Annotated in this window: 19 protein-coding genes; 14 read left to right on the forward strand and 5 right to left on the reverse strand. The window is 53.0% G+C overall.

Annotated elements, in window-relative coordinates:
• Positions 1 to 14: 14 nt before the first annotated feature.
• The 3 genes from OGY06_RS17185 to yhhY all read right to left on the reverse strand — a co-directional run bounded on the left by OGY06_RS17185 (position 15) and on the right by yhhY (position 2974).
• The gene (locus OGY06_RS17185; protein WP_218667121.1) at positions 15 to 1229 is read right to left on the reverse strand and encodes a PfkB family carbohydrate kinase; all 1215 of its coding nucleotides are present in this window, start codon (positions 1227 to 1229) and stop codon (positions 15 to 17) included.
• A gap of 325 nt (positions 1230 to 1554) precedes the next feature.
• On the reverse strand, positions 1555 to 2439 hold the full coding sequence (locus OGY06_RS17190; RefSeq protein WP_267440798.1) for a hypothetical protein: 885 nt from the start codon (positions 2437 to 2439) through the stop codon (positions 1555 to 1557).
• 46 nt (positions 2440 to 2485) lie between these two features.
• Positions 2486 to 2974, reverse strand: a complete 489-nt coding sequence (gene yhhY, locus OGY06_RS17195; protein ID WP_003827604.1) for an N-acetyltransferase — start codon at positions 2972 to 2974, stop codon at positions 2486 to 2488.
• A gap of 427 nt (positions 2975 to 3401) precedes the next feature.
• On the opposite strand from yhhY, the gene OGY06_RS17200 reads away from it, so the two are divergent.
• The 5 genes from OGY06_RS17200 to gntU all read left to right on the forward strand — a co-directional run bounded on the left by OGY06_RS17200 (position 3402) and on the right by gntU (position 8488).
• Positions 3402 to 4439, forward strand: coding sequence for an oxidoreductase (locus tag OGY06_RS17200; protein WP_267440799.1), 1038 nt, complete (start codon positions 3402 to 3404; stop codon positions 4437 to 4439).
• A 123-nt stretch (positions 4440 to 4562) separates the two neighbouring features.
• Positions 4563 to 5258, forward strand: a complete 696-nt coding sequence (yhhW, locus tag OGY06_RS17205; protein ID WP_003023472.1) for a quercetin 2,3-dioxygenase — start codon at positions 4563 to 4565, stop codon at positions 5256 to 5258.
• 222 nt (positions 5259 to 5480) lie between these two features.
• Positions 5481 to 6476, forward strand: coding sequence for a gluconate operon transcriptional repressor GntR (gene gntR / locus OGY06_RS17210; protein WP_126956393.1), 996 nt, complete (start codon positions 5481 to 5483; stop codon positions 6474 to 6476).
• A 141-nt stretch (positions 6477 to 6617) separates the two neighbouring features.
• Entirely contained in the window at positions 6618 to 7148 is a 531-nt protein-coding gene (gene gntK, locus OGY06_RS17215; protein WP_003023475.1) for a gluconokinase, read from the forward strand.
• Complete coding sequence (gntU, locus tag OGY06_RS17220) at positions 7148 to 8488, forward strand: gluconate transporter (RefSeq protein WP_003827609.1); 1341 nt, start codon at positions 7148 to 7150, stop codon at positions 8486 to 8488. The genes gntK and gntU overlap by 1 nt, the downstream gene beginning before the upstream one ends.
• A 105-nt stretch (positions 8489 to 8593) precedes the next feature.
• On the opposite strand, the gene yhgN is transcribed toward gntU, so the two are convergent.
• Positions 8594 to 9187 carry an NAAT family transporter YhgN gene (yhgN, locus tag OGY06_RS17225; protein ID WP_003023480.1) on the reverse strand — a complete coding sequence of 198 codons (594 nt, stop codon included), beginning with the start codon at positions 9185 to 9187 and terminating at the stop codon, positions 8594 to 8596.
• A 190-nt stretch (positions 9188 to 9377) separates the two neighbouring features.
• On the opposite strand from yhgN, the gene asd reads away from it, so the two are divergent.
• The 6 genes from asd to glgP all read left to right on the forward strand — a co-directional run bounded on the left by asd (position 9378) and on the right by glgP (position 20127).
• The gene (gene asd / locus OGY06_RS17230) at positions 9378 to 10484 is read left to right on the forward strand and encodes an aspartate-semialdehyde dehydrogenase (RefSeq protein WP_003827614.1); all 1107 of its coding nucleotides are present in this window, start codon (positions 9378 to 9380) and stop codon (positions 10482 to 10484) included.
• Between the two features lie 273 nt (positions 10485 to 10757).
• Positions 10758 to 12941 (forward strand): 1,4-alpha-glucan branching enzyme, encoded by a 2184-nt coding sequence (gene glgB, locus OGY06_RS17235; RefSeq protein ID WP_003827616.1) that lies wholly within the window; start codon positions 10758 to 10760, stop codon positions 12939 to 12941.
• On the forward strand, positions 12941 to 14917 hold the full coding sequence (glgX, locus tag OGY06_RS17240; protein ID WP_126956389.1) for a glycogen debranching protein GlgX: 1977 nt from the start codon (positions 12941 to 12943) through the stop codon (positions 14915 to 14917). Before glgB ends, glgX begins: the two co-directional genes overlap by 1 nt.
• Before the next feature lie 14 nt (positions 14918 to 14931).
• The gene (glgC, locus tag OGY06_RS17245) at positions 14932 to 16227 is read left to right on the forward strand and encodes a glucose-1-phosphate adenylyltransferase (RefSeq protein WP_003827621.1); all 1296 of its coding nucleotides are present in this window, start codon (positions 14932 to 14934) and stop codon (positions 16225 to 16227) included.
• Positions 16227 to 17660: a glycogen synthase GlgA gene (gene glgA, locus OGY06_RS17250; protein WP_191222068.1), complete on the forward strand. Its 1434-nt coding sequence runs from the start codon at positions 16227 to 16229 to the stop codon at positions 17658 to 17660. Before glgC ends, glgA begins: the two co-directional genes overlap by 1 nt.
• Positions 17661 to 17679: 19 nt before the next feature.
• Positions 17680 to 20127, forward strand: a complete 2448-nt coding sequence (glgP, locus tag OGY06_RS17255) for a glycogen phosphorylase (RefSeq protein WP_003827624.1) — start codon at positions 17680 to 17682, stop codon at positions 20125 to 20127.
• 142 nt (positions 20128 to 20269) lie between these two features.
• Here glgP and glpD read toward each other — a convergent pair whose 3' ends face one another.
• On the reverse strand, positions 20270 to 21778 hold the full coding sequence (gene glpD / locus OGY06_RS17260) for a glycerol-3-phosphate dehydrogenase (RefSeq protein WP_003827626.1): 1509 nt from the start codon (positions 21776 to 21778) through the stop codon (positions 20270 to 20272).
• Positions 21779 to 21976: 198 nt separating this feature from the next.
• On the opposite strand from glpD, the gene glpE reads away from it, so the two are divergent.
• The 3 genes from glpE (at position 21977) to OGY06_RS17275 (ending at position 24158) form a co-directional block, all read left to right on the forward strand.
• Positions 21977 to 22303, forward strand: a complete 327-nt coding sequence (gene glpE, locus OGY06_RS17265) for a thiosulfate sulfurtransferase GlpE (protein ID WP_003827629.1) — start codon at positions 21977 to 21979, stop codon at positions 22301 to 22303.
• 170 nt (positions 22304 to 22473) lie between these two features.
• Positions 22474 to 23304 carry a rhomboid family intramembrane serine protease GlpG gene (gene glpG / locus OGY06_RS17270; protein ID WP_003827632.1) on the forward strand — a complete coding sequence of 277 codons (831 nt, stop codon included), beginning with the start codon at positions 22474 to 22476 and terminating at the stop codon, positions 23302 to 23304.
• Positions 23305 to 23399: 95 nt separating this feature from the next.
• Positions 23400 to 24158 (forward strand): DeoR/GlpR family transcriptional regulator, encoded by a 759-nt coding sequence (locus tag OGY06_RS17275; protein ID WP_003023499.1) that lies wholly within the window; start codon positions 23400 to 23402, stop codon positions 24156 to 24158.
• Positions 24159 to 24199: the final 41 nt, after the last annotated feature.

Raw genomic sequence — 24199 nt, forward strand, 5'->3', positions numbered from 1 at the left:
GTCTGCTCCTTGATTTAGTGAGTAGAGATAGTTTGTTTGTAATGTGAGCCCTGAATGCGATGAAGAACGGATTCGTTTTCTGGCATGTCAGAGGCATTGGGTGTTTCAACAGCAAGCGAGGCGAATGCGCTCGCGTAGCACAATGCAGATGCCAGTGATTTTCCTTTAGCAAGGCCAGACGCGAGTGCGCCATTGAAGGCATCGCCAGCGCCAGCCGTATTTTTTACAACGGCCGGAAATGCCGGAGAATAGATGAATTGCGTTCCGTCATAAGCGAGAGAACCTTTGCTACCCAATGTGATAATGGTATTTTTGACACCTTTTTGATGAATAATCTTTGCTGCACATTTGGCTGATTCAATATCGTTGACGGACATGTTTGCCAGCAGACCAGCTTCGGTTTCATTTGGCGTGATATAATCGATGTCATCAATGATGGTATTAACCATTTCATTATATGGCGCTGGGTTAATAATGACCGGGATATCATTTTTCTGTGCGAGACGAATGGTTTGTTGAAGTGCCTCGTAATTTGTCTCCAGTTGTACGAGAACAATATCTGAATGAACGATGGCTTCTTTTTGTATGGTGATTTCATCAGGTGAAATTGTCATGTTAGCACCTGGATAGATAGCGATGACGTTATCCCCGGTATCTCCATTCACCATAATAGTCGCTGTACCTGTCTGTGTTTCTTTGGTCTGATAGATAACGCTTTTATGGATTTTTGATGAGTTTATAAAATTAATGGCGTAATAACTGAAATGGTCTGACCCTACTTTAGTAATAAAATGCACATCAGAATCGGCATAGCTTGCCGCTAATGCCTGATTGCATCCTTTACCACCGGGCGAAAAAATAAATTTATCGGCAAGCAATGATTCGCCTGTCGAGGGTAGCCTCGGTAGGTAACTGATAATATCAACATTGAACGAGCCAATAACACATACATTATTCTTCATGGCAGAGAGACCTTTTTTTATTTTCTGCGCTGATTCATATTTTTCCAGCACATAAGCAATTTCGTTTTTTGCAACGTTATCAAGAGAGTCAAGGGTAATAAATGCACCACCATGACAGCGAGTGAGATATCCCTGCCCGGCAAGTTCATTGAGATCTGAGCGAATAGTTTCCTTTGTTACCTTGAGACTTTTCGCCAGATTTGAAACTTTTACAACTCCCGAAATACTGATTTCTTTCAATATTCTATGATGGCGTTCAAATTTCATTTTTTACCTCACCGTGGTTAAGTTAGTCCCAGGGGAAGTATATTGTTGTGATTGTCACCATAAAGTGATGGCAGAAACCAAAAAAAAACAAAAATGTAATATTAATATTATTAAAGTTACGAAAAATAGCGATGAAGATAGAAAGCTGAATAACCATATAATTCAGGTGGTTGTTAAGCCGGAACATGGCGGTGGGGGAAGGCGATAGGCTGTAATCAACAACTCTATGCCAGGACTGGATGGCGCTTCCGTTCTTGAATTTTTCGGTGGGATATAAAATAGATTGGCCTACAGCGTTCTGAACGATGTAGGCCTGACCGGTAGGTTATGGCGCATATCCCTGCAGTGATTCGGACCAGCGGAATATTTGGCTGCTTTTATCCTGTAGGCTAACGCGCTCTAAGTCATAAAATCCGTGCGTCTTTGCCGAGCGCATTTTGAGAATGTACTTACTTTCGCTGATGTCGTGCTGCCTTGTGCCGTCTTTATTCCAGTCTCCAGCAATGTCCGAATAGTAATAAACAAGGTCAGAAAACACGTTGATTATCTTGCTGTCTTTGATGGTGTAGAGTTCCAGCACTTCATAAAATGCGCCGCCGCCGGAATACGCATCAGAGTATCCACCCCGCACCCCGAATGCCAGGGTATCGGGTGCTATCCGGTACGGTGCCAGATCCAGCTTTGTATAATAAGCCAGCGGTCTGACGGACTCATCATCGCTCTCTTTTTCAGCGGCTTTATTCCACTCTGAGAGCTGGTTTAACGGTTTTTCCGAGCGTGCAATCGGCGTTAGCTGTGGATTCTGCCAGGAAAAAACGCCGAGATATAATTTATTAGCGTGCCCGTTGCTGTAGTTTTCCGGGCAGGTGTTATCCGCGTATTTTTTTGCTTGCACGGCGTCAGCCTTATTATCGGCGAAACAGGCAATGCCAATATATTTACCGTCTTTTCCCCAAGATTTAGCACCAGTCAGGATCAGGTTGTCAGGATCTTCATTCGGTGCAACCCAGGCAATCCACTGCTTTTCAGATAAGCCCTGAGGAAGCTCACCAAATCCTTTCGCGGGTGTTGCTCCCGCCATTTGTTCAGCGAAAATCTGTTTACCTTCCGGATGTTGGATGGCACTGGGTACAGAATCGAGATTTTGTACGGTAGTGGCAAAAGCAGGGGAGAGCGAGGCCAGCAACACCAGGGGAAGGTACTTTTTCACTATTGCGTCCTTTCAATAAGCAGGGCGATATGACTCGCCCTTAAATTTATTTCACGCGCGCCATAAAGTAGGCATCAACATACTCACCGTTGCGCAGGCCGTATTTCTTACCGGTGCCTTCGATTTCAAAGCCGTACTTCTTATAGACTGCTACAGCAGGCTCATTATCAACAAATACCGTCAGCTCAATGCGCTCGACGCGCAGCCAGTTGTCGCACATGTCGATCATCGTACGAATCAGCGCGCTGGCAACGCCACGATTGTGCCACCTGGCATCCACGCAGATACCAAAATCGGCCACGTGGCTGCGGCGCGGGCGCTGCGCGACCTCAATACAGAGATGCCCCACGACGATACCGTCAATGCAGGCAACCAGTTGTTTGACACCGGCTTGCTCGGTTAGCCGCGCTTGCCACATTTCGAGAGAAGGATGAGGAACCTGTAGCGTGTTGTGGTACACCTCCGGCTGGGCGTGGATCTGACGAATTGCGTCGTAATCTTTCGGTTCAGCGTGGCGTATCACTATCTCACTCATTCCTTATCTCCTGCAGGGTTAATTGTGCATTTACACTCGCTGAGAAAGAAAAATCCGTCAACTGCATTTTTTTGCAAAAAGAAGTAGACAAGTGCGAATGAGAATGATTATTATTGCTCTGCGTTCAGGGGAACCCCTACGGAGAACCTGAAAGCACGACATTGCTCACATTGCTTCCAGTATTACTTTAGCCAGCTTTTGCTGGCTTTTTTTTTGGGTTTTGTTTCAGCCTGGCTTACTTGTCATTTTGTCCCCGGGGTGGGGCGACTGATGCCGGATGGCGCTTGCGCTTATCCGGCCTACAGCTGAGACCTGGGTTTTGTAGGCCGGATAAGGCAACGCCGCATCCGGCATGATGACAGGATGGATTCAGTCTCCAGCCGCTTTGCGCTATGGTGTAGACAATCATCTTCAAAAGGATCGTCTCATGACCTTACACTGCGCATTTATTGGTTTTGGTAAAAGCACCACCCGCTACCATTTGCCGTACGTCCTCAACCGCAAAAATAGCTGGCACGTCGCGCATATTTTCCGCCGCAACGCCAGGCCGGAAGAGCAGGCGCCGCAGTATTCACATATTCACTTCACCAGCGATCTCGACGAGATCTTAAACGATCCGCAGGTGAAGCTGGTGATCGTCTGTACCCATGCTGACAGCCATTTTGAATACGCCAAACGCGCGCTGGAAGCGGGTAAAAATGTGCTGGTTGAGAAACCCTTCACCCCAACGCTTGCGCAAGCAAAAGAGTTGTTTGAGCTAGCGCAAAGCAAAGGGCTGACCGTTACGCCGTATCAGAATCGTCGTTTTGACACCTGTTTCCTCACCGCTAAAAAAGCGATTGAGAGCGGCAAGCTCGGCAAGATTGTTGAGGTTGAAAGCCATTTCGATTACTACCGTCCTGAAGCAGAAACCAAGCCGGGACTGCCGCAGGACGGCGCGTTTTATGGTCTGGGCGTACACACCATGGATCAGATTATCTCGTTGTTCGGACGCCCCGATCATGTGGCCTACGACATCCGCAGCCTGCGCAACAAAGCGAACCCGGACGATACCTTTGAAGCGCAGCTGTTTTACGGCGACCTGAAAGCCATTGTTAAAACCAGCCATCTGGTGAAAATCGACTATCCGAAGTTTATCGTGCATGGCACCAAAGGCTCGTTTGTGAAGTACGGTATCGACCAGCAGGAAACCAGCCTGAAGGCTAATATCATGCCGGGTGAGCCAGGTTTCGCTGCCGATGATTCCATTGGAATGCTGGAATATGTCAACGATGACGGCATCACGGTGAAAGAAGAGGTGAAGCCGGAAGTGGGGGACTACGGCCGCGTCTATGATTCGCTGTACCAGACGCTGACCGCCGGTACGCCTAATTACGTCAAGGAATCTGAAGTTCTTACCAACCTGGAGATCCTCGAACGCGCCTTTGAACAGGCAACGCCTGCCACGATAACCCTCGCCAAATAGCCTGCACAGACTCCTCTGGTCTTGTTCATATTTTTTGAACAGAGGAGTCAATTTTCACCCTCTATGATCCCAGACGGATTGAGTCCACACTTACTCCATCGAAAACATCTGGGGGTGAACACAATGATCTACTTACGCAAAGCTAACGACCGTGGCCACGCTAATCATGGCTGGCTTGATTCTTGGCATACCTTCTCTTTTGCCAACTACTATGACCCGAACTTTATGGGGTTCTCGGCACTGCGCGTGATTAACGATGACGTGATCGATGCAGGCCAGGGCTTTGGCACCCACCCCCATAAAGACATGGAAATCCTGACCTACGTGCTGGAAGGCGCGGTAGAGCATCAGGACAGCATGGGCAATAAAGAGCAGGTTCCGGCCGGTGAGTTTCAGATTATGAGCGCCGGGACGGGGATCCGTCACTCGGAGTACAACCCGAGCAATACTGAGAAGCTGCATCTGTATCAGATCTGGATCATGCCGCAGGAGAACGGTATTACTCCGCGTTATGAACAGCGTCGTTTCGATGCCGCTCAGGGTAAACAACTGGTGCTGTCGCCGGATGCTCGTGATGGTTCACTGAAAGTGTACCAGGATATGGAGCTGTACCGTTGGGCGCTGGTCAAAGATGAGCAGTCTGTGCATCAAATTGCTGCCGAACGCCGCGTCTGGATCCAGGTGGTAAAAGGTAACGTGACGATTAACGGGACTAAAGCGACCACCAGCGACGGTCTGGCAATCTGGGATGAACAGGCAATTTCTATTCATGCCGACAGCGACAGTGAAGTGTTACTGTTTGACCTGCCGCCAGTATAAAAATACACGTCATCCTTCAAGTCGCATCTGTGTTGGCTTTCCTCGCTCACCCCGGTCGCGTACTTAATGTACGCTCCCGGGGATTCACTGCGTCGCCGCCTTGATGCAACTCGAATGATTTTGTGTATTTATCACAATAAAAACTCCTTTTTTTCTCTGCAAAGGTTCACGCACGTCCGTGGTAAACTGGGAGAATCTATCCCTTTTTAACGCTTCAGGACGATGAAAAAGAAAAGACCCGTACTTCAGGATGTAGCCGACCGCGTGGGCGTGACCAAAATGACGGTCAGTCGCTTTTTGCGTAACCCGGAGCAGGTCTCCGTGGCGCTGCGGGGCAAAATTGCCGCTGCACTTGATGAGCTGGGTTATATTCCCAATCGCGCTCCTGATATCCTTTCTAACGCCACCAGCCGCGCTATCGGCGTGCTGTTACCGTCTCTCACTAACCAGGTTTTTGCTGAAGTGCTACGCGGCATTGAGGCCGTCACCGACGCCCATGGTTATCAAACCATGCTCGCGCACTACGGCTATAAGCCTGAGATGGAACAAGAGCGCCTGGAATCGATGCTGTCGTGGAATATCGATGGCCTGATCCTCACCGAACGTAGCCATACGCCCCGTACGCTGAAAATGATTGAGGTTGCTGGTATCCCGGTGGTTGAATTGATGGACAGCAAGTCTCCGTGTCTGGATATCGCCGTCGGTTTCGACAACTTCGAAGCCGCGCGTCAGATGACTGCCGCTATTATCGCCCGCGGGCACCGTCATGTAGCCTATCTTGGCGCACGTCTTGATGAGCGTACTATCATCAAACAGAGAGGCTACGAGCAGGCAATGCGCGATGCCAACCTGGTGCCGTACAGCGTGATGGTGGAACAGTCTTCTTCCTACTCCTCCGGTATTGAACTCATCCGTCAGGCGCGGCGCGAATACCCGCAGCTCGACGGCGTTTTCTGTACCAACGATGACCTGGCGGTAGGGGCGGCCTTCGAATGCCAGCGTTTAGGGCTGAAAATCCCGGATGACATGGCGATTGCCGGATTCCACGGTCACGACATCGGGCAGGTGATGGAGCCGCGTCTGGCGAGTGTGCTCACGCCGCGTGAACGGATGGGCAGCATTGGCGCAGAACGCCTGCTGGCGCGCATTCGTGGTGAAGCAGTCACGCCTAAAATGTTAGATTTAGGTTTCACCTTGTCACCGGGCGGATCTATTTAAGCCAACAACTTTGAAGTAGCTCACACTTATACACTTCGAGCACGAATGGATATTGCTTCTCTATTTATCCGGCTGGACAATGTTACCGATAACAGTTACCCGTAACAATTTCCTGATTCTTGTACCAGTGGGGGCAACGCTTTGAGCACGACTAATCATGATCACCACGTTTACGTTCTGATGGGCGTATCGGGCAGCGGTAAATCTGCTGTCGCCAGCGAAGTGGCGCATCAACTGCAGGCCGCGTTTCTTGATGGCGATTTTCTCCATCCGCGCAGCAACATCATGAAAATGGCTTCCGGTGAGCCACTCAACGATGACGACCGTAAACCGTGGCTACAGGCGCTTAATGACGCCGCTTTTGCGATGCAGCGTACCAACAAGGTTTCGCTGATCGTCTGTTCTGCCTTGAAAAAAGTCTACCGCGACCAGTTACGCGACGGTAACCCGAACCTCTCTTTCATTTATCTGAAAGGGGATTTTGACGTTATCGAAAGCCGTCTGAAGGCGCGTAAAGGCCACTTCTTCAAAACACAGATGCTGGTTACCCAGTTTGAAGCGCTGGAAGAACCGGGTGCGAATGAAAACGATGTACTGGTGGTCGATATCGATCAACCACTGGACGGTGTGGTCGCCAGCACCATTGAGGTTATTAACCAAGGCAGTAAGTAGTGAGCACATTAACGCTTGTTTTAACAGCAGTAGGGTCCGTTTTATTACTGCTGTTTTTAGTGATGAAGGCGCGTATGCACGCCTTCGTTGCTTTGATGGTGGTATCCATTGGTGCAGGTCTCTTTTCCGGTATGCCGCTCGATAAAATCGCGGCGACCATGGAAAAAGGGATGGGAGGCACGCTCGGTTTCCTGGCGATTGTGGTGGCGCTGGGGGCGATGTTCGGCAAGATTTTGCATGAGACCGGCGCGGTCGATCAGATTGCCGTCAAAATGCTGAAATCCTTCGGTCACAGCCGCGCACATTACGCGATTGGCCTGGCCGGTCTGATTTGCGCGCTGCCGCTGTTCTTTGAGGTGGCGATTGTGCTACTGATTAGCGTAGCGTTTTCAATGGCACGCCATACCGGTACTAACCTGGTTAAGTTGGTCATTCCGCTGTTTGCGGGCGTGGCGGCTGCCGCAGCGTTCCTGCTGCCGGGGCCTGCGCCGATGCTGCTGGCCTCTCAGATGCACGCCGACTTTGGCTGGATGATCCTGATTGGCCTGTGCGCTGCGATTCCGGGCATGATTATCGCCGGGCCGCTGTGGGGTAATTTCATCAGCCGTTACGTTGAGCTGCATGTACCGGAAGACATTACCGAGCCGCACCTGGGCGAAGGCAAAATGCCCTCCTTTGGCTTCAGCTTATCGCTTATCCTGCTGCCGCTGGTGCTGGTGGGTCTGAAAACCATCGCCGCACGCTTTGTTCCGGTCGGTTCTTCAACCTACGAATGGTTCGAGTTTATCGGTCACCCGTTTACCGCGATTCTGGTTGCCTGTCTGGTGGCGATTTACGGTCTGGCGGTGCGCCAGGGCATGCCAAAAGACCGCGTGATGGAGATCTGCGGCCATGCGCTGCAGCCAGCGGGGATTATTCTGCTGGTGATTGGCGCGGGCGGCGTGTTCAAACAGGTGCTGGTAGATTCCGGTGTTGGTCCTGCACTGGGCGAAGCGTTAACCGGTATGGGCTTGCCGATCGCTATCACCTGCTTCGTGCTGGCGGCGGCGGTGCGTATCATTCAGGGGTCCGCGACAGTGGCCTGCTTAACGGCGGTCGGTCTGGTGATGCCAGTGATTGAGCAACTGAACTACTCCGGTGCTCAGATGGCGGCGCTGTCTATCTGTATCGCGGGCGGCTCTATCGTGGTCAGCCATGTTAACGACGCTGGTTTCTGGTTGTTCGGTAAATTTACCGGCGCGACTGAAGCGCAAACGCTGAAGACCTGGACGATGATGGAAACCATCCTCGGTACGGTTGGCGCGATTGTCGGTATGATTGCTTTCCAGCTGTTGAGCTGATGGAATTGCCCGGTGGCGCTTGCGCTTACCGGGCCTGGAAACGAGCACATATCGACACCGTAGGCCGGGTAAGGCGAAGCCGCCACCCGGCATAAAGTGAGTGCGTTACCCCTTCATCCACATCCTTACACCGTCGAGGAACATCTGGGTTGCCATCATCACCAGAATCAGCCCCATCAGGCGCTCCAGCGCGTTAACCCCTTTCTCTCCCAGCAGACGTAAAAACAGCGAAGACTGCAGCAAAATCACGAATGTGCCGCCCCAGGCGATCAGCAGCGCAATCACCAGGTGCCCCATCTGGTTTGGATACTGATGCGACAACAACATTAATGAGGCCAGGATTGTCGGCCCGGCTACCAGCGGAATCGCCAGCGGTACGATAAACGGCTCTTCACCAGCCGGAAGCCCGGTGCTATTCCCGGTGGCGCTGGGGAAAATCATCTTAATGGCGATCAGGAACAGAATGATGCCCCCGGAGATCGATACGGTTTCTGCACGCAGGTTAAGAAATGCCAGAATTTTCTCGCCCGCAAACAGGAATATCAGCATCACCAACAGCGCAATAAACAGCTCGCGAATCATAATCGCGCGGCGACGTTTTGGTTCGGTATGTTTCAATACGGACATGAAAATGGGCAGATTTCCGAGCGGATCCATAATCAGGATCAATAAAACTGCCGCTGAAATGATTTCATTCATAACTCAAATTCCCTGATAATTACCGCGGACTTTCTGCTTGCTTGCGCAGCGGGATAAGTCGCATTACTGATGGCTTCGCTATCATTGATTAATTTCACTTGCGACTTTGGCTGCTTTTTGTATGGTGAAGGATAGGCCAGTAGGATACTGGTTAGCATACACAGCACACATCTCTGCAGGAAAAAACGCTATGAAAAATGTTGGTTTTATCGGCTGGCGCGGTATGGTCGGCTCTGTTCTCATGCAACGCATGGTTGAGGAGCGTGACTTCGACGCCATTCGCCCTGTTTTCTTTTCTACTTCCCAGCTTGGGCAGGCGGCACCGACGTTCGGTGGCACCGCGACCGGCACACTTCAGGACGCTTTTGATCTGGATGCGCTGAAGGCGCTCGATATCATCGTGACCTGTCAGGGCGGCGATTATACCAACGAAATCTATCCAAAGCTTCGTGAAAGCGGTTGGCAAGGTTACTGGATTGACGCAGCCTCTTCGCTGCGGATGAAAGACGATGCCATCATTATTCTCGATCCGGTTAACCAGGATGTCATCACCGACGGCCTGAATAAAGGTATTAAGACCTTTGTCGGCGGCAACTGTACCGTTAGCCTGATGCTGATGTCTCTCGGTGGCCTGTTTGCCAATGACCTGGTTGACTGGGTTTCCGTGGCAACCTATCAGGCGGCTTCCGGCGGCGGCGCGCGCCATATGCGTGAGCTGCTGTCTCAGATGGGTCATCTGTATGGCCATGTGGCCGAGGAACTGGCGACCCCTTCCTCTGCTATTCTCGACATCGAACGTAAAGTGACGACCCTGTCCCGCAGCGGCGAACTGCCGGTTGATAACTTTGGCGTACCGCTGGCCGGTAGCCTGATTCCGTGGATCGACAAACAGCTCGATAACGGTCAGAGCCGCGAAGAGTGGAAGGGACAGGCGGAAACCAATAAAATTCTCAACACGTCTTCCGTGATCCCGGTTGATGGTCTGTGCGTGCGCGTCGGCGCGCTGCGCTGCCACAGCCAGGCGTTCACCATTAAACTGAAAAAAGATGTGTCTATTCCGACCGTGGAAGAACTGCTGGCGGCGCACAATCCGTGGGCCAAAGTTGTACCAAACGATCGGGATATCACCATGCGTGAGCTAACCCCGGCGGCCGTCACCGGCACGCTGACCACGCCAGTAGGCCGTCTGCGTAAGCTGAACATGGGACCGGAGTTCCTGTCAGCCTTTACCGTGGGCGACCAGTTGCTGTGGGGTGCTGCGGAGCCATTGCGCCGTATGCTGCGCCAATTGGCGTAATAGTTTGTTAACGATCAAGGGGTGAGGAATCACCCCTTTTTTTGCGTAATACAGGAGTAAGCGCAGATGTTTCATTTTTTACCAGGAGTAAGATAAAGCATTGGCTATTCTTTAAGGGTGACTTAGTACCGGAGGTATTAAGTTGTTGCCTGAAGGTGGGACGACGCAGAGAGGATGCACAATTGTGCTGCGCCGTTCAGGTCAAAAAAAGTGTCACTACCTGATGTCGAAAATCAGTTGGAAGGGGTGACACCATAAAACAGGATGACAACCATGTCCGTTCGTATCGATAGAGACGTGATTAATGCGCTAATTGCAGGCCATTTTGCGGATCCTTTTTCCGTACTCGGTATGCACCAAACTGATGCTGGACTCGAAGTCCGCGCCCTATTACCTGACGCCACCGAAGTGTGGGTGATCGAACCCAAAACCGGACGCAAAGTCGGCAAGCTGGATTGCCTCGACTCTCGCGGTTTTTTCTGTGCAGTACTTCCCCGCCGTAAAAATTTCTTTCGCTATCAGCTGGCCGTTGTCTGGCATGGACAGCAGAATCTGATTGATGACCCTTATCGTTTTGGTCCGCTGATCCAGGATATGGATGCATGGCTGTTATCTGAAGGTACGCATCTGCGACCTTACGAAACGCTGGGTGCGCATGCGGATACCATGGATGGCGTCACCGGTACGCGTTTCTCCGTCTGGGCACCCAACGCCCAGCGTGTTTCGGTGGTTGGTCAGTTCAACTATTGGGATGGCCGTCGCCACCCGATGCGCCTGCGTAAAGAAAGCGGTATCTGGGAGTTGTTTATCCCCGGTGCGCAGCATGGTCAGCTGTATAAATACGAGATGATCGATGCCAACGGTAAGCTGCGGATTAAAGCCGACCCTTACGCGTTTGAAGCGCAAATGCGCCCGGAAACCGCGTCACTTATTTGCGGTCTGCCGGAAAAAGTGGTGCAAAGCGAGGAGCGTAAAAAAGCCAATCAGTTTGATGCGCCGATCTCTATCTATGAAGTACATCTGGGTTCATGGCGTCGTCATACCGATAACAACTTCTGGCTGAGCTACCGCGAGCTGGCGGATCAGTTAGTGCCTTACGCCAAGTGGATGGGCTTTACCCACCTCGAACTGTTGCCGATTAACGAGCATCCGTTCGACGGTAGCTGGGGTTACCAACCCACCGGCATGTATGCGCCGACCCGTCGCTTCGGGACTCGCGATGATTTCCGCTATTTCGTGAATGCCGCGCATCAGGCGGGGCTGAACGTCATTCTCGACTGGGTGCCGGGCCATTTCCCATCGGACGACTTTGGTCTGGCAGAGTTTGATGGCACTAACCTTTATGAGCACAGCGACCCGCGCGAAGGGTATCACCAGGACTGGAACACGCTGATCTACAACTACGGTCGCCGTGAAGTCAGCAACTACCTGGTGGGTAATGCTCTGTACTGGATTGAACGTTTTGGGATCGACGCGTTGCGCGTGGATGCCGTGGCGTCGATGATTTATCGCGACTACAGCCGCAAAGAAGGGGAATGGATCCCAAACGAATTTGGTGGTCGTGAAAACCTTGAAGCCATTGAGTTTTTGCGCAATACCAACCGCATTCTTGGCGAGCAAGTTCCGGGCGCGGTGAGCATGGCGGAAGAGTCCACCGACTTTGCCGGCGTTTCAAGACCACAGGATATGGGCGGTTTAGGGTTCTGGTATAAGTGGAACCTCGGCTGGATGCACGACACGCTGGACTACATGAAGCTGGACCCGATTCATCGTCAGTACCATCACGACAAGCTGACCTTCGGCATGCTGTACAACTACACCGAAAACTTTGTCCTGCCGCTGTCGCATGATGAAGTGGTACACGGTAAAAAATCCATTCTCGATCGCATGCCGGGAGACGCATGGCAGAAGTTTGCCAACCTGCGCGCCTACTACGGCTGGATGTGGGCCTTCCCGGGCAAAAAACTGCTGTTTATGGGCAACGAGTTTGCGCAGGGACGTGAATGGAACCATGACGCCAGCCTCGACTGGCACCTGCTGGAAGGTGGCGATAACTGGCACCACGGCGTACAGCGTCTGGTGCGCGATCTGAACCACACCTACCGTCATCACAAAGCGCTGCACGAGCTCGACTTTGACGCCTATGGCTTTGAGTGGCTGGTGGTAGATGACAATGAACGTTCGGTGCTGGCTTTCGTGCGTCGTGACAAGGTCGGCAATGAAATCATCGTGGTCAGTAACTTTACGCCTGTGCCCCGCCACGGCTATCGCTTCGGTATCAATCAGCCAGGCAAATGGCGTGAGATCCTCAATACCGACTCGATGCATTACCACGGCAGCAATACCGGTAACGGCGGTGCGGTGCACAGCGATGAAATCGCCAGCCATGGTCGTCAGCACTCACTGAGCCTCACGTTACCGCCGTTGGCAACGATTTGGCTGGTCCGGGAGGGGTAATGACGCAACTGGCAACCGGCAACGCCACCCCCCATGGTGCAACGTATGACGGCCATGGTGTCAATTTCACACTCTTCTCGGCCCACGCTGAACGCGTTGAATTATGCGTATTCGATGAGCAAGGGTGCGAACTTCGCTATGACCTGCCGGGGCGTAGCGGTGATGTCTGGCATGGCTATCTGGCCAACGCCCGGCCCGGTCTGCGCTATGGCTATCGTGTTCATGGCCCATGGCAACCGCAGCAGGGCCACCGGTTTAATCCGGCCAAGCTGCTGCTTGACCCTTGCGCCCGTCGGGTGGATGGCGAGTTAAAAGATAACCCGCTGCTGCACGGTGGGCTAAATGAACCGGATCATCATGATAATGCCACCATCGCGCTGAAGGGCGTGGTGGTGTCCGATCATTATGACTGGGAGGATGATGCCCCGCCGCGCACGCCGTGGGGCAATACCGTGATTTACGAAGCGCATGTCAAAGGGTTGACGTATTTGCATCCTGAGCTGCCGGAAGAGATTCGCGGAACCTACAAAGCGCTGGGCCATCCAGTGATGATCGATTACTTCAAGCGCCTCGGCATTACCGCGCTGGAGCTGCTGCCGGTGGCGCATTTTGCCAGCGAACCACGGCTTCAACGGCTGGGGCTGTCGAACTATTGGGGCTACAACCCGGTAGCGATGTTCGCGCTGCATCCGGCCTATGCCTGTTCGCCGGAGAGTGCGCTTGATGAGTTTCGCGACGCGGTAAAAGCGCTGCACAAAGCGGGGATTGAGGTCATTCTCGATATCGTTTTGAACCACAGCGCCGAGCTGGATCTCGAAGGCCCCGTCTTCTCGCTGCGCGGAATTGATAACCGTAGCTATTATTGGATCAGGGACGATGGTGATTACTACAACTGGACCGGTTGTGGGAACACCCTCAATCTGAGCCATCCCGGCGTTGTGGAATACGCATGTGAATGCCTGCGCTACTGGGTTGAAACCTGCCATGTGGATGGTTTTCGTTTTGATTTGGCTTCCGTCATGGGGCGTACACCTGCGTTTCGTCAGGATGCGCCGCTGTTTACCGCGATCCAAAACTGTCCGCAGCTCTCACGCGTTAAGCTGATTGCGGAACCGTGGGATATTGGTGAAGGCGGCTATCAGGTGGGGAATTTCCCTCCGCCGTTTGCCGAGTGGAATGACCATTTCCGCGATGCGACCCGACGCTTCTGGCTCCAGCGTAATCTCTCGTTGGGTGAGTTTGCCGGGCGTTTTGCCGCATCAAGCGACGTGTTTAAACGCAATGGTCGCAAACCCAGCGCGACGGTCAATCTGGTGACTGCGCACGACGGTTTTACGCTACGCGACTGTGTGTGCTTCACAAATAAGCACAATGAAGCGAATGGTGAGGAAAATCGCGACGGCACTAGCAATAACTACAGCGACAATCATGGTAAAGAAGGATTAGGCGGCACGCTGGACCTGATTGAGCGGCGGCGCGACAGCATTCATGCGCTGTTAACCACGCTGTTGCTCTCCCAGGGGACGCCGATGTTGCTGGCGGGCGATGAGCATGGTCATAGCCAGCACGGCAACAATAACGCTTACTGCCAGGATAACGTCCTAACCTGGCTGGACTGGCAGCAGGCAAACAGCGGACTAACCACATTTACCGCAGCCCTGATCCATCTTCGTCAGCAAATTCCTGCATTAACGGGTGATCGCTGGTGGGAAGAGGGCGATGGCAATGTTCGTTGGCTGAATAAGTACGCACAACCCTTAAGTGCGGATGAGTGGCAAAACGGCCCGAGGCAGATGCAAATCCTGCTTTCAGACCGTTTTCTGATTGCAATAAATGCCACGCTTGAGGTGACAGATATCGTTTTACCTGAAGGGGGATGGTGCGCCGTTCCCCCATTTGCCGGAGAGGATAATCCGGTGCTTACGGCTGTCTGGCAGGGACCTGCGCACGGACTGTGTGTGTTCCAGAGAAGATAAAAAAGGAGTTAGTCATGGTGAGTTTAGAGAAGAACGATCGTGTAATGTTGGCGCGCCAGCTGCCATTAAAATCTGTTGCCCTGATCCTGGCCGGTGGCCGCGGTACCCGCTTAAAAGATTTAACCAACAAACGTGCCAAACCTGCTGTGCACTTTGGCGGTAAGTTCCGCATTATCGATTTTGCCTTATCCAACTGTATTAACTCCGGGATCCGCCGTATTGGCGTGATCACTCAGTACCAGTCCCACACGCTGGTGCAGCATATTCAGCGCGGCTGGTCGTTCTTTAGCGAAGAGATGAACGAGTTCGTCGATCTGCTACCTGCCCAGCAGAGAATGCAGGGTGAAAACTGGTATCGCGGCACGGCGGATGCGGTGACCCAAAACCTGGACATCATTCGACGCTATAAAGCGGAATATGTGGTGATCCTCGCGGGCGATCATATCTACAAGCAGGACTACTCACGCATGCTGATCGACCACGTCGAGAAAGGCGCGCGTTGCACCGTGGCCTGTATGCCAGTGCCTATTGAAGAGGCCAGCGCGTTTGGCGTGATGGACGTGGACGACACCGATAAAATTATCGAGTTCGTTGAAAAACCCGCCAACCCGCCAGCGATGCCTGGCGACCCGACCAAATCTCTTGCCAGTATGGGGATCTACGTTTTCAACGCCGATTATCTGTATGAATTGCTGGCAGAAGATGACCTTGATGAAAACTCCAGTCACGATTTCGGTAAAGACATTATCCCGAAAATCACCGAAGCTGGCATGGCGTATGCGCATCCATTCCCGTTGTCCTGCGTGCAGTCTGACCCGGAATCCGAGCCGTACTGGCGTGACGTGGGTACGCTGGAGGCCTACTGGAAGGCGAACCTCGATCTGGCTTCGGTGACGCCTGAACTGGACATGTACGACCAGGACTGGCCAATCCGTACGCACATGGAATCGCTGCCACCGGCGAAATTTGTTCAGGACCGTTCCGGCAGCCACGGAATGACGCTGAACTCGCTGGTTTCTGGCGGATGCATAATTTCAGGTTCGGTGGTGGTGCAGTCCGTTCTGTTCCCGCGAGTGCGGGTGAATTCATTCTGTAACATTGATTCGGCAGTGTTGTTACCTGAAGTGTGGGTGGGACGTTCGTGCCGCTTACGTCGTTGCATTATCGACCGCGCCTGCGTTATTCCCGAAGGCATGGTGATTGGTGAAAACGCGGAAGAAGATGCGCGTCGTTTCTACCGTTCAGAGGAAGGTATTGTGCTGGTCACGCGTGAAATGCTACGCAAACTGCAGATCAAACAGGAGCGATAATGCAGGTTTTACACGTTTGTTCAGAGATGTTCCCCCTGTTAAAAACCGGGGGACTGGCGGATGTTATTGGGGCGTTACCCGCAGCGCAAATAGCGGACGGCGTGGATGCCCGCGTGCTGCTCCCGGCGTTTCCTGATATTCGTCGCGGCATTCCCGATGCGCAGGTAGTGACGCGTCGGGATACCTTCGCCGGACGTATCACGCTGCTGTTCGGGCATTTCAACGGCGTGGGTATTTACCTGATTGACGCGCCGCATCTCTATGACCGCCCCGGTAGCCCGTATCACGACACTAACCTGTTTGCTTATACCGATAACGTGCAGCGTTTTGCATTGCTGGGCTGGGTTGGCTGTGAAATGGCCTGTGGCCTTGACCCATTCTGGCGCCCGGATGTGGTGCATGCGCACGACTGGCATGCGGGTCTGGCTCCGGCGTATCTGGCGGCGCGCGGCCATCCGGCGAAATCGGTGTTCACCGTCCACAACCTGGCGTATCAAGGCATGTTTTATGCAAAGCATATGGATGACATCCAATTGCCATGGTCGTTCTTTAATGTGCACGGACTGGAGTTTAACGGGCAGATTTCGTTTCTGAAGGCAGGGTTGTACTACGCCGACCACATTACGGCGGTCAGTCCGACCTACGCGCGGGAAATTACCGAGCCGCAGTTTGCCTACGGCATGGAAGGTCTGTTGCAGCAACGTCATCGCGAAGGGCGCCTTTCCGGCGTGCTGAACGGCGTTGATGAAAAAATCTGGAGCCCGGAAACCGATCTCCTGCTGGCATCGCGATATACGCGCGACACGCTGGAGGAGAAGGCAGAAAACAAACGTCAGCTTCAGATAGCGATGGGACTTAAGGTCAACGATAAAGTACCGCTGTTTGCTGTGGTGAGCCGTCTGACCAGTCAAAAAGGGCTGGATCTGGTGCTGGAAGCGCTGCCGGGGTTGTTAGAGCAGGGTGGACAGCTGGCATTGCTAGGCGCGGGCGATCCGGTATTACAGGAAGGATTCCTCGCCGCAGCGGCGGAACATCCAGGACAGGTGGGTGTGCAGATCGGCTATCACGAAGCCTTCTCGCACCGCATCATGGGTGGGGCCGATGTGATATTGGTTCCCAGCCGTTTTGAGCCGTGTGGCTTAACGCAGTTGTATGGACTGAAGTACGGCACGCTGCCGCTGGTGCGGCGCACCGGTGGGCTGGCTGATACAGTCGCTGACAGTTCGCTGGAAAACCTGGCGGACGGTATCGCCAGTGGGTTTGTATTTGAAGATAGTAATGCCTGGTCGCTGTTACGCGCGATCCGGCGTGCTTTCGTATTGTGGTCCCGGCCTTCGCTTTGGCGGTTTGTACAACGTCAGGCCATGACCATGGATTTTAGCTGGCAAGTCGCGGCGAAGTCATACCGTGAGCTTTACTATCGCTTGAAATAGATATCCAGGAATCACCTATATGAATGCTCCATTTACTTATGCATCGCCCACACTCAGCGTAGAGGCACTTAAGCATTCTATTGCCTATAAGCTGATGTTCACGATTGGTAAGGACCCGGTCATTGCCAATAAACATGAGTGGCTGAACGCCACGTTGTTCGCGGTGCGCGACCGTCTCGTGGAGCGCTGGCTGCGTTCTAACCGTGCGCAATTATCTCAGGAAACTCGTCAGGTCTATTACCTGTCTATGGAGTTTCTGATTGGCCGCACGCTTTCCAATGCACTGTTATCGCTGGGCATTTATGACGATGTCAAAAATGCGCTGGAAGGAATGGGGTTGGATCTTGAAGATCTGATCGACGAAGAAAACGACCCGGGTCTTGGCAATGGCGGTCTCGGGCGCCTGGCGGCCTGCTTTCTGGACTCTCTGGCAACGCTGGGATTGCCGGGACGCGGCTACGGTATTCGTTATGACTACGGCATGTTCAAGCAGAACATTGTTGATGGCCGCCAGAAAGAGTCGCCGGACTACTGGCTGGAATACGGTAACCCGTGGGAATTCAAACGCCACAACACGCGCTACAAAGTGCGTTTTGGCGGGCGTATTCAGCAGGAAGGTAAGAAAACGCGCTGGATAGAAACCGAAGAGATCCTCGCGGTCGCCTACGACCAGATTATCCCCGGCTACGACACCGACGCCACCAACACGCTGCGTCTGTGGAATGCCCAGGCCAGTAGCGAGATTAATCTCGGTAAATTTAACCAGGGCGACTACTTTGCGGCGGTGGAAGATAAAAACCACTCCGAGAACGTCTCCCGCGTACTGTACCCGGACGACTCCACCTATTCAGGACGTGAACTGCGGCTGCGCCAGGAGTATTTCCTGGTCTCCTCCACGGTGCAGGACATTCTGAGCCGTCATTACCAGTTGCACAAAACCTACGACAACCTGGCGGATAAAATTGCCATTCACCTCAACGACACCCATCCGGTGCTGTCGATCCCAGAGCTAATGCGTTTGCTGATCGATGAGCATAAGTTCAGCTGGGACGATGCGTTTGAGGTCTGCTGCCAGGTCTTCTCGTATACCAACCACACTTTGATGAGCGAAGCGCTGGAGACCTGGCCTGTCGATATGCTGGGCAAAATTTTGCCGCGCCATCTGCAAATCATCTTTGAAATCAACGACTACTTCCTGAAAACGTTACAGGAACAGTATCCGAACGATACCGCTCTGCTGGGGCGGACGTCGATTATCGATGAATCTAACGGCCGTCGTGTGCGTATGGCATGGCTGGCGGTGGTGGTGAGCCACAAGGTTAACGGCGTTTCCGAGCTGCACTCCAACCTGATGGTGCAGTCACTGTTTGCTGATTTTGCGAAGATTTTCCCGACTCGTTTTTGCAACGTCACCAATGGCGTGACGCCGCGTCGCTGGCTGGCGCTGGCCAACCCGTCGCTCTCTGAAGTGCTGGATGAGAACATTGGACGCACCTGGCGAACCGATCTCAGCCAGCTCAGTGAGCTTGAGCAGCACTGCGATTACCCGCTGGTAAATCAGGCGGTGCGCCGCGCGAAGCTGGAGAATAAAAAGCGTCTGGCCACGCTTATTGCCCAGCAGCTGAACGTGGTGGTGAACCCGAAATCGCTGTTTGATGTGCAGATAAAGCGTATTCACGAATACAAACGTCAGTTGATGAACGTGCTGCATGTGATTACCCGCTACAACCGCATTAAGGCCGATCCTGACGCTGAGTGGGTACCGCGTGTGAATATCTTCGCAGGTAAAGCGGCTTCTGCTTATTACATGGCGAAACACATCATTCACCTGATCAACGACGTCGCGAAAGTGATCAACAACGATCCGCAAATTGGCGACAAGCTGAAAGTGGTGTTTATCCCCAACTACAGCGTCAGCCTGGCGCAGGTGATTATTCCTGCTGCCGATCTGTCTGAGCAGATTTCTCTGGCCGGGACCGAAGCCTCCGGTACCAGTAATATGAAATTTGCTCTTAACGGCGCGCTGACCATCGGGACGCTGGACGGTGCCAACGTTGAGATGCTGGAGCATGTGGGCGCAGAAAATATCTTTATCTTTGGTAATACGGCGGAAGAGGTCGAGGCTTTACGCAGCCAGGGCTACAAGCCGCGTGAGTATTATGAGAAAGACGAAGAGCTGCACCAGGTGCTGACGCAGATTGGCAGCGGGGTGTTCAGCCCTGAGGAGCCGGGACGCTATCGTGACCTGGTGGATTCGCTGATTAACTTTGGCGACCACTATCAGGTTCTGGCGGATTATCGCAGCTACGTTGATTGCCAGGATAAGGTTGATGAACTGTATCGTCACCCGGAAGAGTGGACCACCAAGTCGATGATTAATATCGCCAACATGGGGTACTTCTCGTCGGACAGGACGATCAAAGAGTACGCCGAAAACATCTGGCATATTGATTCGGTGCGGTTGTAATAAGGGATAGGACTACCTGTAGGCCGGATAAGGCGCTAGCCGCCATCCGGCAAAAGGCCCGATAGCGATGACGCTTACCGGGCCTACAGGGCGCTCGTTGCCGGGGGCGCTTCGCTTGCCCGGCCTACGTTCGTGTACTTGCTTACGACGCCAGCGACAGCTGGTGTTTCTCGATATACTCCGCCAGCCACTGGGTCATGCGTGACTGCTGCTCAGCGTTCAGCCACATACCTTCTTTCGTGCGACGCCACAGCGCATCTTCCGCGCGACGAACCCATTCGTGATCGACCAGATATTTCAGCTCGGCCTCATAAAACTCATGGCCAAAGTCTTCACCTAACTCGGCAAGCGAGGTGGCTTCGCCGATGACCCATTCGGTGTTGCTGCCGTAGGTGCGAGAATAATGGCGTGCCAGCGACTCGGTCAGGAACGGGTATCGACGGCGCAGTTTGGCTGCGTAATCTTCGCGATCGCCGCCAATGTCGCCGCCAGGCAGAATGCACTCTTTCGTCCACGCCGGACCAATTCCCTGATAGTACGATGCCAGTTTTTCCATCGCGTGCTCAGCCAGCTTACGATAGGTGGTCAGCTTACCGCCAAAGACCGACAGCAGCGGCGCTTTGCCGTTTTCGTCGTGGATATCCAGCGTGTAATCACGGGTGATCGCCTGCGGTGAGTCAGACTCGTCATCGCACAGCGGACGCACGCCCGAGTAAGTCCAGACGATATCATCACGACCCAGTTGTTTCTTAAAGTGCGCGTTGTAGACCTTCAGCAGGTAATTGATTTCGCTTTCATCAATTTTCACTGCTTTCGGATCGCCTTTGTATTCAACGTCTGTCGTCCCGATGATCGAGAATTCGTCCATCCATGGGATAACAAACACGATACGCTTATCTTCGTTCTGCAGAATATAAGCTTGCTTCTGGGTATGTACGCGCGGCACTACGATGTGGCTGCCTTTAATCAGGCGAATGCCGTACGGCGATGGCAGGTGCATACCGTCGTCGAAGAACTCTTTCACCCACGGACCGGTGGCGTTGACCAGGCCACGCGCCTGCCAGGTGTATTTTTTGCCGGTATCGATATCTTCAGCTTCAACAATCCACAGACCGTTTTCACGGCGAGCAGAAGTGGCGCGAGTGCGGGTTAATACTTCTCCGCCTTTGCGTACGACCATTTGGGCGTTTGCCAAAACCAGTCGCGCATCGTCTACCCAGCAGTCAGAATATTCGAAACCGCGCACAATCTCAGGTTTCATTACGGAATCTGCGCCAAAACGCAAACCGGTAGAACCTGGCAAACTGGTGCGTTTGCCCAGATGATCGTACATAAACAAACCAATGCGGATCATCCACGCCGGACGCAGGTGCGGGCGGTGGGGCAGACGAAAGCGCATCGGGAAGGCGATATGCGGTGCCATTTTCAACAGCACTTCACGTTCGGCCAGCGCTTCGCTTACCAGACGAAATTCGTAGTGTTCCAGGTAGCGCAGGCCACCGTGGATGAGTTTGGAGCTAGCGGAAGAGGTGGCGCAGGCTAAATCCTGCGCTTCCAGCATCAGCACGGATAAACCGCGTCCAGCGGCATCTGCCGCGATACCGGCACCGTTGATGCCTCCACCTATCACAATCAGATCTTTGGTTTCCATGCTGGCCTCTCGCACTTTCGTTATAGCTCATTAATGTTCGTTATCGAGCATAATAGCAAAGAATCGCGCCATTGGTAACATCGGATAAACAATTTACAGTGATACATATAACATTATGGCGTTTAACTGCCGTCGGGACGTACACTAAGCAGTAACATGTCCGAAAAGCGTCACCTGCCATATAAAGAAGAGAGAGCAATGGATCAGTTTGAATGTATTAATGTCGAAGAAGCGCATCAGAAGCTGCATCAGGGTAGCGCGGTGTTAGTGGATATCCGTGATCCGCAAAGCTATGCCATGGGTCATGCCCCGCAGGCGTTTCATCTGACGAACGACACGCTGGGGTCATTTATGCGCGAGCATGATTTCGACACCGCCGTGTTGGTGATGTGTTATCACGGCAACAGCAGTAAAGGCGCGGCGCAATATCTTCTTCAGCAGGGCTATGACGCGGTTTACAGCGTTGACGGCGGCTTCGACGCCTGGCATCGACATTTTCCGGCAGAAGTGGCATACGGTTCGTAAGGCTATACCCAAATTAATTCGAGTTGCATCGCGACGGCGACGCAGCGAATCTCCGGGAGCGTACGAACAGTACGTGACCGGAGTGAGCGAGGAAAGCCAACAAAGATGCAGCTCGAAGTAAGAAGGGTATATATACTGTCCTCTTTTGTGTGGATGAAGCGACAGCAACCATGTTGATGATTACCTCTTTTGCTAACCCCCGCGTGGCGCAGGCATTTGTTGATTATATGGCGACACAAGGCGTTATCCTGACGATTCAACAACATCAGCAAACGGATGTCTGGCTGGCGGATGAGTCCCAGGCCGAGCGCGTGCATGCTGAACTGGCGCGATTTCTGGAGAATCCGGGCGATCCGCGCTACCTCGCGGCAAGCTGGCAGTCGGGTCAGACCGACAGCGGTCTGCACTACCAACGTTATCCGTTCCTGGCCACATTGCGCGAACGCGCAGGTCCGGTAACCTGGTTGGTGATGGCCGCGTGTGTGCTGGTGTTTATTGCGATGAACGTGCTGGGCGACCAGGCGGTGATGCTCTGGTTGGCATGGCCGTTTGATCCTTCGCTGAAATTTGAATTCTGGCGTTATTTCACCCACGCTTTTATGCACTTCTCGCTGATGCATATTCTGTTCAACCTGTTGTGGTGGTGGTATCTCGGCGGTGCGGTTGAAAAGCGTCTGGGCAGTGGAAAACTGATTGTAATTACCGTGATCAGCGCCCTGTTGAGCGGCTATGTTCAGCAGAAATTTAGCGGCCCGTGGTTTGGTGGACTGTCTGGCGTGGTATATGCGCTGATGGGCTACGTGTGGTTGCGCGGCGAGCGCGATCCGCAAAGCGGTATTTTCCTGCAGCGTGGTTTGATTATCTTTGCTTTGATCTGGATTGTTGCCGGCTGGTTTGATCTATTCGGCATGTCGATGGCGAATGGCGCTCATATCGCCGGATTGGCCGTGGGTCTGGCAATGGCGTTTGCCGATACTATAAATGTACGAAAACGAACTTGACTCAAGTTTTGTGGTGCCGGAAGGCGGTGTGCGTTTGGACCAATTTGTAGGCCGGATAAGCGTCAGCGCATCCGGCAAAATTTCAGGGAACCATAATGAAGCAAACACAACGACATGACGCGATCATCGAGCTGGTAAAAAAACAGGGATACGTCAGTACTGAAGAGCTGGTGGAGCATTTCTCCGTCAGCCCGCAGACGATTCGCCGCGATCTTAACGATCTGGCCGATCAGAACATGATTTTGCGCCATCACGGCGGCGCGGCGCTGCCATCCAGCTCGGTCAACACCCCGTGGCATGACCGTAAAGCGACGCAGACTGCGGAAAAAGAGCGCATTGCCCGCAAAGTTGCCACGCAAATCCCGAACGGCTCAACGCTGTTTATTGATATCGGAACTACGCCGGAAGCGGTGGCTCACGCGCTGCTTAATCACAGCAATTTACGCATTGTGACCAACAACCTCAATGTGGCGAACACGCTGATGGCGAAAGAGGATTTCCGCATAATACTCGCCGGTGGTGAACTGCGTAGCCGCGACGGCGGTATTATGGGCGAAGCGACCCTCGACTTTATTTCTCAGTTCCGTCTGGACTTCGGCATCTTAGGGATCAGCGGCATCGACAGCGACGGTTCCCTGCTGGAGTTTGATTATCACGAAGTTCGCACCAAGCGCGCGATCATTGAGAATTCACGGCATGTGATGCTGGTGGTGGACCACTCGAAGTTTGGGCGTAACGCGATGGTTAATATGGGCAGCATCAGCATGGTGGATGCGGTGTATACCGACACGCTGCCGCCTGCTGGTGTGATGCAGGTGATTGCTGACCATCATATCCAGTTAGAGCTGTGCTAAGGTAATTCCAGGCCTGATAAGCGTTGCGTATCAGGCATTAA

Origin of the sequence: Citrobacter sp. Cpo147 (assembly GCF_030332405.1) — a bacterium.
Taxonomy (GTDB): domain Bacteria; phylum Pseudomonadota; class Gammaproteobacteria; order Enterobacterales; family Enterobacteriaceae; genus Citrobacter; species Citrobacter portucalensis.